Genomic DNA, 12,640 nt, shown 5'->3' with positions numbered 1-12,640 from the left:
TTACCTTGGCGATTGCAGTGGAACGAGGGGAGTTATAGAGGGAGGCGGTTTACCATTTCCGTTTTTTTCCGCCTCTGGAGCAGGCTCCGTGAAGCCCCCTGTATTATAAAGAAAGTCATTTGTTGTGATTTGACCGCATGTTCCGATCTGAAAGATGGAAGAATTGGACATCCCCCCGATTTTAATAAATTGAATCTGTATGGATTGTTGAACATAATAATTCGTCATTTTCGCATCACACTCATAGGTTAAAGTTTATTCCTTGGTCCATTCCATCATCGTCCACGGTATAGGTCAAGGAACTTTCATTGTAGACTGAAATCCCCTTTCCTGTTATGAACGAACCTGCCCCTGCGAAAGTTTTGGCTGTGGAAATCGGGCTAATGTTAAATACATCTCCAATATGGAAGACGGCACTTGAACCGACGCTTACGACTTGAGCAATTCCTACGATTGCGGGCATATCAACTCACACCTTTAAGACAAAGTTAATTATTGTTATTCTATGTGAGAGAAATAAATAGGTGATAATCGCCTAATTTCAAATTTAAAGTTAAAATAGAACAGAGAATACTTTTTCGGAGGAACTTTATATGAACACATTATCGCCAACTGATCATTCAGAACGTATTGTAAGTCTTGATGTGATCCGGGGCTTTTCATTGCTCGGAATCTTTATCATCAACATGATTTCCTTTCATTCCCCATTTCTGTATCTCGATCCGTATTCCTGGTGGAAAACACCTGAAGATGTCGCCTTGTATCCATGGATTGATGTATTGGTCCAAGCAAGCTTCTATCCTCTATTCGCCATGATGTTTGGGTATGGGTTGGGCATTCAGCAGCAAAGAGCCACTGCTAAAGGAACGTCTTTCTATCTATTTGGAATCAGAAGGCTACTTATCTTATTAGTGATTGGCTCCATTCATGCTTTCCTTATTTGGTCGGGAGATATCTTAATTAACTATGCCGTATTCGGGCTGCTGCTGCTCGTATTTATGAGGCTGTCAGGAAAGGGATTATTGTGGGTAGGGGGATTATTATTTCTGGTGCCTCAATTATTTTTCAGTATTCTGCTAGTATTAATGACATTCGCAGATCCAACTGGCGTAACGCAGTACACTGATATCCAATCGCTGCAAAATTCAGTTGCAGCCTATGCATCCGGAAGCTTCAGCAGTATTATGGAGCAGCGTTTTCAGGACTGGTATGCAGTGAATTCACCAGGCAACCTCATATTCTTATTACTTTCTATCTTGCCCATGATGATGATTGGGGCAGGGGCTAGTAAACTGCAACTCTTGGAAAAGGTAAGAGATTATAAGAAGACATGGATTGTAATAGGAAGCTGTACTTTGGTAGTCGGAATTTTCATTAAAACAATGCCATTATTCATCCAGTCCAATTTTGCATATGCATATATTCAAGACTTTTTGGGAGGTCCGTTCTTATCAGTATCTTATGCAATAATCCTTTCATTATTATTGTTGAATGAAAAAATCATGAAAGGGAGCAAGCCTTTAGCCTCAGTAGGGAAAATGTCCTTGACGAACTACCTTCTGCAATCGATCGTCGGCACCCTGATATTCTATTCGTATGGATTTGGACTCTATGGAGAAGTGACGTTAACGACGGGGACTATGCTGGCAGTTGGAATTTATGTCATTCAAGTCATCCTATCAGAGATTTGGTTATCCAAATTTAAATACGGTCCTGTTGAGAAGCTGTGGCGTGTATTAAGCTATGGAAGAAGCACTATGGTAAAAAAAGGAGAGTTATAGTTTATCAATCAGACGAAGGGGATGAGTAAGGGATGAAATTTGTTAGCTTTCAAGTTGGGGATAGACAGACGTATGGTGTGGAACGAGATGCCAGAATTATAGAGTTAGCAGGTTTGCACGGTTTGCCTCAGGATTTATTTGGTGGAATAGAACAGGGGGAAGGCTTTCTTCAAAAGGTGAAATATGTTCTCCAGGACGATCCGGTTGCCCCCCTTTTTTATTCACATGATGAGATAAAGTGGCTTTCCCCTCTTCCAAAAGTGAAGAGGAATATTATGTGTGTGGGAAAAAATTATCGTGATCATGCCATCGAAATGGGCAGCGAACAGGATATTCCGAAAGATATCATGATTTTCACTAAAGCCACCAATACCGTAATCGGGCATGGAGAAACGGTGCTGCATCATAGTGAAATGACGGAGCAGCTTGATTATGAAGGGGAGCTTGCTGTCGTGATAGGCAAGAGAGGGAAAGGGATTTCCCGGGAAGACGCCTTGGAGCACGTATTTGGATATACGATACTCAATGATATAACCGCCAGGGATCTGCAGAAAAAGCATGGACAATTTTTTATCGGTAAGAGCCTTGATACAACATGTCCGATCGGTCCGTATCTTGTCACGAAAGATGAAATCGCCGACCCTCAGAATCTGGAAATCAAGACGAGGGTAAATGGTGAAATCCGTCAGTCTTCGAACACAAGTGAAATGATATTCAACATACCCACCATCATTTCTACATTATCAAAGGGGATGACCCTTGAGCCTGGTGATATCATTGCTACCGGGACCCCTGCTGGAGTTGGAAAAGGTTTCAAGCCTCCGCTTTTCCTGAAGAAAGGTGACAGAGTGGAAATTGAAATTGAATCTCTCGGAATTTTGACAAATCAGTTACAGGCCTAGTTAACATTTCTGTTGGAGTTAAGACTATGGTAATATTATGAACGTAAACTATCTACATGTAGGAGGTTCATTATGTTTGATAATACACATGCCCATATTACAACTTGGGTGATTGCGATTATTCTTTTCTTTGTAGCGGTTGGCTTACATAATGCAGGAAAGAAAAAAGGCATGAAAGTTGTACATATGATCTTAAGGTTATTCTACCTGCTCATCATTTTAACGGGTGCCCTGTTATTCTGGAAGCATCAAGGCATTAATCCTGCCCTATATGGCATTAAAGGCTTGGTTGGCATCTGGGTCATCGGGATGTTCGAGATGGTCTTGGTTCGCATGAATAAAGGCAAGAGTACAAAGGTGTTCTGGATTCAATTGATCATCGCTTTACTCATTGTTCTTTATTTGGGATTACGTTTGCCTCTGGGCTTGAATTTCCTTGGATAGAGAAGTAATAGAAAAAAAGCAAATGCATGTCGGATACCGGCAGGCATTTGCTTTTTTCTATTTAGGGTTATGAATATGAATCGATTAAATATGAAAACTTTCAATCACAATTCGTCTCCCCGTACTTAATGTAAATTCAAAGCGGTCCCGCTTCTTTTTGTAATAGGTGAAGTGATGCTGGACAGCACATACTTCTACACCGTTATCGAAGGTGATGAAGTTAACTCCTTCTTTGATCTTTTGATTTCCAAGGAAAACCAGGTGGTTATGGCAAAAGATACTATCATAAATGGAATAACCCAGATTGTTTAAGGCCGTTGTAAACTGATGAAAAGCATCATCAGAAATCTCTTCCAATAAATTCTCCAGCGAATACAATATATTCTTCTTTATTTGAATTCGATCGCCATTCTCGATTCTTAGTCGTTCATACGGTGTGACAATAATTCCATCTTCCAACAAAATACCTGTAAGCCAGTCTCCATCTCTATATACTTTCAATTCATGATTGAGGTAAAATTCGAGTTCAGACTCTTCCTCGGCATCAATTTCGAAAAAGTACCATGTATCATCTTCGAAAAGAGCAGTGCCTTCGGAATAGGACCTTTTTTGGGATCTTAAAATGTTTGATCGAAATGTGTTGCTCAAGTGAATATCCCTCCTTAACTACATTTCTTGTCATAATTATCATATTTCATTCATGTGAAAATTGATTGAGACAATTAACCATTTCCTGCCCGGAGCATAGAATAACTTATGTGTCCGTGAGCCCAGTTTGTTTGATTAGAAAGTGAGGATGATCACCATGTGCGGAATTACAGGTTGGATTCATTATAAACGAGATTTGTCTGATCAAAAAGAAGTAGTGGAAAAAATGGCAGAAACCCTTTCTAAAAGAGGGCCAGATGAAACGAATGTATGGATTGATCACCATGTAGCGTTTGGTCATAAACGATTGATTGTAGTAGACCCTGCAGGAGGAAGGCAGCCTATGAGTATTCAGCATAACGGGCACCTTTTCACCATCTGCTACAATGGAGAACTCTACAATACAGAAGATTTGAGAAAAGTACTTATTTCAAAGGGTTATACCTTCAGAGGACATTCTGATACGGAGGTCCTGTTAACGTCTTATATAGAATGGCGTGAAGATTGTGTCCATCACCTAAATGGGATTTTTGCCTTTGCTATATGGGACAGTGAAAAGGAGCATGTATTTATAGGCAGGGACCGAATGGGCGTAAAGCCTTTATTTTATTTTGAAAAGGAAGAAGGAATACTCTTTGGTTCCGAACTCAAAGCGTTACTGGCCCATCCTGATGTTTTGCCCCAGGTGGATCATCAGGGATTGGCGGAAGTATTGGGATTGGGGCCATCCCGTACGCCTGGTAATGGAGTGTTTAAAGGAGTGAAAGAGCTCCGTCCTGCTCATGCTTTACTATTCTCCAAAGATGGCTTGAAAATATGGAGATACTGGAATGTGAAGAGTGAGGAGCACAAAGACTCCTTTAGTGAAACAGTGTCAAAGGTGCGCTTCCTTTTGACTGATGCCATCGAGAGGCAGCTCGTTTCCGATGTGCCGCTTTGTACGTTCTTATCAGGCGGACTCGATTCCAGTGCGATTACAGCAGTCGCAGCGAACAGCTATAAAAAAGAAGGAAAAGGGAAACTTCACACCTATTCCATTGATTATGAAGAAAACGAACAATACTTTAAAGCGAACGATTTTCAGCCTAATTCCGATGCTCCATGGATAGAGAAGATGACTTCGGAATTCGATACTGAGCACCATCGCTGTGTCATCAGCCAGCAGCAATTGAAGGACTATCTGACTGAAGCGGTTCATGTAAGAGACTTACCGGGAATGGCAGACGTTGATTCATCCCTACTATGGTTTTGTCGCGAAATAAAACAGGACTTCACGGTTGGGTTATCGGGAGAATGTGCGGATGAGATATTCGGGGGTTACCCTTGGTTTCACCGTCCTGAAGATTTCGATCGCAGAGGATTTCCTTGGATGCGCTCCACAGCTGAGCGTCAAGGCCTTCTGAAAGAAGAATGGAGCAAGAAGTTAAATCTGGAAGAATATGTGTTGGAGCAATATGATCGTACAGTGGCAGAAACGCCATTATTAGAAGGGGAAAGTGAAGTTGAATCGAAAAGAAGGCAATTATTCTATCTGAACTTACTTTGGTTCATGACGACATTGTTAGATCGAAAAGATCGGATGAGTATGGGTGCAAGCTTGGAGGTCCGTGTGCCATTTGCTGATCATCGACTCGTAGAATACGTCTGGAATATTCCATGGGAGATGAAGATGCACGATGGAAGAGAAAAAGGGATTCTTCGAAAGGCTCTAGAAGGAGTATTGCCTGACGAAGTCCTTTATCGTAAGAAAAGTCCGTATCCCAAGACCCACCACCCTGAGTACACGAAGCTTGTCAGTGAATGGTTGAAAGAAATACTCGAAGACAAATCAAGTGTTCTTTATGAATTATTCGATGAAGAAAAATTGAAAGAAATCGTTTCAACTGGCGGATCGGCCTTTCAGGTGCCGTGGTACGGCCAACTCATGACCGGCCCCCAGCTACTTGCCCACCTGGCCCAAATTCATGTTTGGTTTAAGGATTATAATGTAGAGATTGTCGAATAGCAGCTATTTGAAAAGATAAGCTTCTACTAAAATAGAAGCTTGTCTTTTTTGTTTGGGAAGGTTCGGGTAAGTTCACACGCCGTTTCCCCACTCCTCCATCGTTCATGTACCTATTTATGAGAAAGAATTAAGTGACAGGTACAAACATAGAGATAAAGTAATAATGATGTGAAAAGGAGGCATAGTAAAAGGAAAGACACCCTTTTGCATGTCTCTTTTCCTCTATAGAAAGGACCTTTCATGACATAGATATAAAAACTGGAGAAATACTGATCTAAATCATGTTATTTTGTGTTTATTTAATGAGAGACAAGCTGGTTTTATAAAATGTTTGAAAAATAGAGTTTAAACTTTGTGTCTAGTGGAATAGAGTTGTATAATCATATGTATAACTATTGTATAATGATTGTACAAATAAAACGCAATGGAGGCTATTATAATGGCCAAGAAAATGATCGTCATAGGCGCTGGTCCAGGTGGCTTAGCAGCGGCAATGCTGCTGGCCGGCAAGGGATACGACGTAGAAGTATATGAGAAGCAAACATTTGTTGGCGGACGGAACGGTGCTGTCACCATGGACGGGTATACGTTCGATATTGGACCCACGTTCTTAAGTATGCCGGAAATTGCTGAGGAATTATTCGAGGCTGCAGGAAGGAATCTTCACGATTATGTGGATTTACAAGAGCTCTCCATGATGTACGAACTTATATTTAAAGATAAAAGGGTCCAGATGTTCAAAGACCCGGAGCTGCTTTCTGAAGAAATCGAGCGTCATTACCCAGGGAATGCAGAAGGATACTCACGTTTTATGAAGGATACACGTAAAAAAATGGAACGGTTAAAACCCATTCTTCAAAGTCCGATGGATCGATATTATCAATATATCAGCTGGAAGGTTTTGAGAGCCCTTCCCCAATTATCATTGGGAAAATCACTTTATAGTGTGTTAAGTGATTATTTCACCGATCATGAATTGCGGTTAGCCTTTACCTTTCAATCGAAGTATTTAGGAATGTCACCATGGGAGTGTCCGGGAGCATTCTCGATTCTGTCCTTCATGGAGCATGAATATGGCATATTTCACCCGATCGGCGGGGTAAATCAGCTATCGAAAGCCATGGCCAAAGTAGTGACAGAGCATGGTGGTTCCATCCATTTGGGCAGGGGAGTCAAGAAATTGTGGGTTGAAGACCATAATGTGGTGAAGGGAATCATTACGGAGGATGGAGAGAAGGTTACAGCAGATGAAGTCATCATCAATGGAGATTTCGCCCATGTAATGAGTAACCTTGTAGATGATGGTGTTCTCAAGAAATACAGTAAAGAAAAACTGAAGAAGAAGAAGTATTCCTGCTCCACATTCATGATATACCTTGGAATCGATAAACAGTATGATCTTCCTCATCACAGCATCCTGTTTGCAGAGGATTATAAGAGAAATGTGGAGGAAATAACGGAGACATTTACACTTCCGGAAGATCCCTCTATATATATTCAAAATGCATCCGTGACAGATAAGACGCTTGCTCCTCAAGGACATTCAACTTTATATATTCTTGCTCCCGTTCCCAATAATGTAAGCGGGATTGATTGGACAGAGAATGAACAAATGTTCCGGGATCTTGTTCTGGATGCAGTTGAAAGCAAGACGAACATAAAGAACATTCGGGAACATATCCAGGTTGAAAAAATCATCTCGCCTCATCATTGGGAGGTAGACTTCAATATTTATCAAGGTGCCACCTTTAATCTAGGTCACCAATTATCTCAAATGATGGCACTCAGACCCCACAATAAATTTGAAGAGCTTGAAAACTGCTGGCTGGTCGGCGGAGGAACCCATCCGGGTAGCGGGTTGCCTACAATATTAGAATCAGCACGGATTACAACGAATATGATGCTGAACGAAGATCCTTCCTATTCCTACACTAAAGACCAAACAATGGGGGAAGCATTATGAAAACGGCGGTTGTTGGATCTGGGATCGGCGGGTTGATATCAGGACTGTTACTTTCAAAAGATGGTCATGAGGTTACCGTCTATGAAAAGGAGTCAACCATTGGTGGGCGGCTTGCCTTTGTTCAAGAAGGTGAATACAAAATTGATAAAGGACCGACCATCGTGCTCCTGCCAGAAATGTTGCTTTCCATTCTCTCAGAAGCAGGTGTAAATACAGACGAAATTGAATTCGTCCGTTGTGATCCGTTGTATAATATTCATTTTGCAGACGGTCAAACGTATAAGAAATATGCTGATATGGATAAGCAATACGAAGAAATCAAGCAGCAGTTTCCAGGAGATGAAGATGGATTTCTGAAATTCATGGAAGATATGGATGAACGATTTAAGATCGGTAAGCCTCAATTTCTTGAATCCTCATTTTTAAAAACAAAAGACTATCTGAACCGGGAAACGATTGGTTCACTGCTTAAGTTAAAAGCATATCGAAATGTGATGGGGAATTTAAGGTATTATTTTCATCATGAAAAACTACAAACCGCTTACGGGCTTCAAACCTTATATATTGGCGGGAATCCCTATACGACTCCTGCGATTTATAGTTTAGTATCCTATAGCGAGCATAAACATGGGATCTATTATATAAAAGGTGGCTATGCCAGTCTTTTGGATCATGTGCAGCAGGCATGTGAACGAAATGGTGTAATCATCAAGACATCTTCACCTGTCACAGAAATCGAGACTACAGGGGATAAGGCGACTCACATCGTCCTCGGAAATCGTAGAGAAGAAATAGATGCAGTGATCATCAATGGTGATTTTCCTACGGCATCAAAATTAGTAAAGAAGAAGCCCCCTAAATCATACAAACCTTCGTCTGGTTGCGTCCTGTTGTATATGGGGGTGGAGGGGAAGTTTGAAGAAAAGGAAATGCATCAATTTTATCTGAATGAACATTTCTCTAAAAATATGGAGGATATTTTCAAGAATGAGAGAATTCCTAAAGAACCTTCATTTTACGTATTTAACCCGTCTAAGGTGGATACATCACTGGCGCCTGAAGGGAACAGTGTCCTATACGTCCTAATCCCAGTTCCAGTTTCCGAGAAATTGGACTGGAAGAAGGCTTCAGAATTTCTTTCCAATTACGTATTGGATACAATGGAGAAAAGGGGCTTCGAAGAGTTAAGGAAACGAATGAAGTGGATGAAAGTCAGGACACCAGAAGAGGCAAAACAAGAGGGGTTATATTCAGGGGGAAGCTTCGGTATTGCACCCAGTTTAAGTCAATCAGGCCCCTTCAGGCCACAGGTACAACCGTTTGCAGAAAAGAATATCTTTGCTGTGGGAGCATCCATCCATCCAGGTGGGGGAGTGCCGATCGTCATGCAGGGGGCAAAACTCGTAGCTGAAACCTTCAAAGAACATTATAAAACGGAGTCGGAAAGGAAGGATGTGACCTTACATGAACAAGATCTTGGAAGCATACGATCATTGTGAGAATATCATTAAACTTCACTCAAAGACATTTTACAGAGCATTCTCCCTGTTACCGAAGGACCAAAGGAAAGCTGTATGGGCAGTATACGCATTCTGTCGCAGAGTGGATGATATCGTAGACGAGGGGACGAAACCTTCTGAGCAATTACTGCAATTCGAAATGGAATTCGAATCGTTTTTAACAGGTTCTTTTAATGAAGAAGAACTTATATGGGTAGCCTTGGACGATGTATTTAATCATTTCAACATGGACATCGGAGCTTTTCGGGATATGATTAAAGGGCAACGAATGGATTTGAACGGGAGAATTTATGTGACGATGGATGATGTACTGGACTATTCTTATCACGTTGCGAGCACTGTAGGGTTAATGCTTCTTCCTATTCTTGCTCCCGGGAAAGAACATCAATTAAGGGAAGATGGTATCTACTTAGGTTATGCCATGCAGCTTACCAATATATTAAGAGATATCGGCGAAGACCTGGAAAGAGGGAGACTATATATCCCGCAGGATTTATTAGTTAAATATGAATATACCGTAGCAGAATTCATGGATCATAGAAATAATACTGCATTCCAGTCCATATGGGAAGAAATGGCCGGGATTGCAGAAGACTATTATGAGAAAGCTTTCCGCACAATGAATCTTTATCCTTTGTATTCAAGGACCCCGGTAAAGGGTGCGGCATTATTATATCGAGCCATTCTGGGTGAGGTAAGGAGTAATCACTATAATGTTTTTTCCAAGAAACATTTCGTATCAAAAGATATAAAAGAAAAAATCATTTCAACGATTTCGTAAATAAGCCCGTATGGAAGCTTTAGTTGAAAGCTTTCCATATGAGCTTATTTTTGTTGAAGGCACAAAAAGAGAGCCGCTCCGGGCAGCTCCCAATCTGATTATATTGTGTTTCGCTGATTCATGGTGTTACTCACTTCACCTGTTCCAATTGAATTTAATCGATCAACTAAATCAGATCCAAAAGGAGAAGAGGCAGAAACATTTGATTCTAATACAGTATCCTTTAGTTCATAAGCATTCGACCCATGCTCTGTAAAGTCCAGTCCTGAAAGTTCTTCTTCACGTGAAACGCGAATACTTGATACTCTCGTTACGATGAACAGGAACCCTCCGACAGTGACGGAGGTCCAGGTAATAACCGCTAATACGCCCAGGGCTTGGGTGGCTACTAAAGAAACGCCCCCGCCATAGAACAAACCGTTTGAAACATCAAACAATCCAACAGCTACCGTACCCCATATCCCGCAAATTCCATGTACGGCAATGGCACCTACAGGATCATCGACTTTAAGTTTAGAGTCAATGACGGTTACGGCTTCAACAAGGATCACTCCTGCAATAAGTCCGATAATGAGTGAGCCGACGAGTGATACATTGGCACAGCCGGCTGTGATACCGACAAGTCCGCCCAATGCCCCGTTTAACGTCAAGGAAGGATCGATTCGTTTAAATCTTACTAGTGTATAGAAAGCGGATGAAAGAATGGCAGCAGATGCTGAGAATAAAGTTGTTGTAATGACGTGAGGTACAAGCGTCGGATCAGCGGCCAGGCTGCTGCCTCCATTGAATCCAAACCAGCCGAACCAAAGGATGAATACCCCAAGGGCACCTATCGGGATATTATGACCGGGAATGACATTCACTTTACCTTTATTGTATTTGCCGATACGTGCTCCAAGGAAGAGTACTGTAATGAAGGCTCCGACAGCGCCTGTTAAATGAACGACAGTAGATCCGGCGAAATCAACGAATCCAAGCTCAGAAAGCCATCCGCCCCCCCAAATCCAATGTCCGACAATCGGATAAATGATTCCGGTCATGGCAATGGTTAATAGAATATAACTTTTAAGTTTCATTCGTTCAGCTACAGCACCGGAAATGATCGTTGCACAAGTGGCGGCGAACACGGATTGGAATAGGAAGAAGCCGATATCTTCACGCCCTGAAAGGAAAAAGCTGTCGGAACCGATGATGCCTCCGGATGTCCCCCCAAACATAAACCCAAATCCTACAATGAAAAACAGAACAGAAGCGATGGCAACAGTTAAGAAGTTTTTCATCAGGATATTAAGAGAGTTTTTGGCCCGGGTAAATCCGGTCTCGACCATGGCGAATCCAGCGTGCATAAAGAACACAAGGACTGCAGCAATCATGACCCATAGGGAGTCAACGGATGCTTGAACAGATTCTGCGGTAGGGGCCGCAGCGAAAGCAGTAGTGCTCACAAACAGTGACAGAAGCAACAGAGCAGAAATTTTTTTAATCAATGGTATCCCTCCAAAATTGGTTTGGTAAAGCGGCTTAGTGGGTGAGTTAAAAATGAAGTGATCTATAAAACGGCTTTTTTTCCTCGTTCACCAGTGCGGATGCGAATGACATCTTCGACCGGATAAATGAAAATCTTTCCGTCTCCTACGGTGTCGGTACTGCAGTGCTCGACAATGAGATCAATGATATCTTCAACCTGACCATCGTCGACGATCATTTCCACCTTTACACGGGGGACTAACTGCAGTTCGAATTTATTCCCTCTGAAAATCCCTTGCTTTCCTTTCTGTTTTCCACAGCCAGCTGCTTCGGATACAGTCAGCCCGCTGAATCCACGAAGGCATAATGCTTCTCGCAGGGACAAGAATGCTTCTGCACGAATAATCGCTTCTACTTTTTTCATTGTTTTTTCCTCCTCTTGTTTTTGTTCTTTCATTTTTGAATAATTCAAATCTTTGATGTTAGGTTTTATGACATGAATAAGTTATATTATTTATCATATTCAGAAAATAACAAAAGTTCAAGTATTAATTTATAATGTAAGCGTTTTTATGTAAAAAAACTTAACATGCGAAGATGGAGGCGTTTTCATTTGGAGTGAAAAAGAGTCAGCTCAATTGGAGAGCTGACTCTTTTTAAAAGGAGGGATGGTTGCTGCGTTCATATTGACTTGCATCGAGGTTCAGAACCACCTAAAAGAAGGTCCGTCCCTCTAAATGGTACTTTTATTACTTTGAACAAAACGTTTATGGATCCATACTTTGGATCGCCAGCGTTTCAGCATGATGACGCCCCGGAGCCATTCATCGGCAATGAAGGAGATCCAGATCCCGATAAGTCCGAGCCCGAACCAGATTCCAAGTATATAGGAGAGTGTAACGCTTACTCCCCACATGGATAAGATCCCCATATAAACTGGGAAGCGCACATCGCCTGTTGCCCTTAGTGCGTTTATGACGACAAGGTTGAAGCTTCTGCCCGGTTCTAGAATGATGGTCAAGTAGATTAATGTTTTACCAAGAGAAATGATTTCTTCATTATTTGTAAATATTCGCAGCAAAGGCTCCGCTGCGATAGAAAAAATTCCGGCCATAATAAGAGAGATGAA

At 41.6% G+C, this 12,640-nt stretch carries 13 protein-coding genes; 7 read left to right on the top strand and 6 right to left on the bottom strand.

Translation table 11 applies throughout. The features are described 5' to 3' along the window. Positions 1–228, bottom strand: coding sequence for a spore germination protein GerPB (locus ACXAF2_RS21535; protein ID WP_475141722.1), 228 nt, complete (start codon positions 226–228; stop codon positions 1–3). 13 nt (positions 229–241) lie between these two features. After that, positions 242–463, bottom strand: a complete 222-nt coding sequence (locus ACXAF2_RS21530; RefSeq protein ID WP_138777268.1) for a spore germination protein — start codon at positions 461–463, stop codon at positions 242–244. A 130-nt stretch (positions 464–593) separates the two neighbouring features. On the opposite strand from ACXAF2_RS21530, the gene ACXAF2_RS21525 reads away from it, so the two are divergent. From ACXAF2_RS21525 to ACXAF2_RS21515, 3 genes are all read left to right on the top strand, one after another. Continuing rightward, positions 594–1,781, top strand: a complete 1,188-nt coding sequence (locus tag ACXAF2_RS21525; protein ID WP_475141721.1) for a DUF418 domain-containing protein — start codon at positions 594–596, stop codon at positions 1,779–1,781. Between the two features lie 32 nt (positions 1,782–1,813). Beyond that, entirely contained in the window at positions 1,814–2,683 is an 870-nt protein-coding gene (locus tag ACXAF2_RS21520) for a fumarylacetoacetate hydrolase family protein (RefSeq protein ID WP_475141719.1), read from the top strand. Positions 2,684–2,755: 72 nt separating this feature from the next. Then, positions 2,756–3,127 (top strand): YisL family protein, encoded by a 372-nt coding sequence (locus ACXAF2_RS21515; protein WP_475141718.1) that lies wholly within the window; start codon positions 2,756–2,758, stop codon positions 3,125–3,127. A gap of 84 nt (positions 3,128–3,211) precedes the next feature. Here ACXAF2_RS21515 and ACXAF2_RS21510 read toward each other — a convergent pair whose 3' ends face one another. Beyond that, the gene (locus tag ACXAF2_RS21510; protein ID WP_475141716.1) at positions 3,212–3,775 is read right to left on the bottom strand and encodes a DUF2777 family protein; all 564 of its coding nucleotides are present in this window, start codon (positions 3,773–3,775) and stop codon (positions 3,212–3,214) included. Between the two features lie 148 nt (positions 3,776–3,923). On the opposite strand from ACXAF2_RS21510, the gene asnB reads away from it, so the two are divergent. The 4 genes from asnB (at position 3,924) to ACXAF2_RS21490 (ending at position 10,044) form a co-directional block, all read left to right on the top strand. Continuing rightward, a complete protein-coding gene (asnB, locus tag ACXAF2_RS21505; RefSeq protein ID WP_475141715.1) occupies positions 3,924–5,780 on the top strand; it encodes an asparagine synthase (glutamine-hydrolyzing) in 1,857 nt (618 codons plus the stop codon). A 439-nt stretch (positions 5,781–6,219) separates the two neighbouring features. After that, positions 6,220–7,743 carry a phytoene desaturase family protein gene (locus tag ACXAF2_RS21500; protein ID WP_475141714.1) on the top strand — a complete coding sequence of 508 codons (1,524 nt, stop codon included), beginning with the start codon at positions 6,220–6,222 and terminating at the stop codon, positions 7,741–7,743. Next, entirely contained in the window at positions 7,740–9,242 is a 1,503-nt protein-coding gene (locus tag ACXAF2_RS21495; RefSeq protein WP_475141712.1) for a phytoene desaturase family protein, read from the top strand. Before ACXAF2_RS21500 ends, ACXAF2_RS21495 begins: the two co-directional genes overlap by 4 nt. Beyond that, a complete protein-coding gene (locus tag ACXAF2_RS21490; protein WP_475141711.1) occupies positions 9,208–10,044 on the top strand; it encodes a phytoene/squalene synthase family protein in 837 nt (278 codons plus the stop codon). Before ACXAF2_RS21495 ends, ACXAF2_RS21490 begins: the two co-directional genes overlap by 35 nt. Before the next feature lie 98 nt (positions 10,045–10,142). On the opposite strand, the gene ACXAF2_RS21485 is transcribed toward ACXAF2_RS21490, so the two are convergent. From ACXAF2_RS21485 to ACXAF2_RS21475, 3 genes are all read right to left on the bottom strand, one after another. Then, the gene (locus ACXAF2_RS21485) at positions 10,143–11,531 is read right to left on the bottom strand and encodes an ammonium transporter (protein ID WP_475141709.1); all 1,389 of its coding nucleotides are present in this window, start codon (positions 11,529–11,531) and stop codon (positions 10,143–10,145) included. Positions 11,532–11,593: 62 nt separating this feature from the next. Next, the gene (locus ACXAF2_RS21480) at positions 11,594–11,935 is read right to left on the bottom strand and encodes a P-II family nitrogen regulator (protein ID WP_060670328.1); all 342 of its coding nucleotides are present in this window, start codon (positions 11,933–11,935) and stop codon (positions 11,594–11,596) included. A gap of 309 nt (positions 11,936–12,244) precedes the next feature. Next, positions 12,245–12,640, bottom strand: a 396-nt coding sequence (locus ACXAF2_RS21475; protein ID WP_475141707.1) for an MATE family efflux transporter, incomplete at its 5' end; no start/stop codon positions are given.

The sequence above is a fragment of the Rossellomorea sp. ABR4_004 genome, from assembly GCF_056159585.1.
This window is presented reverse-complemented; position numbering and strand designations above follow the sequence as displayed.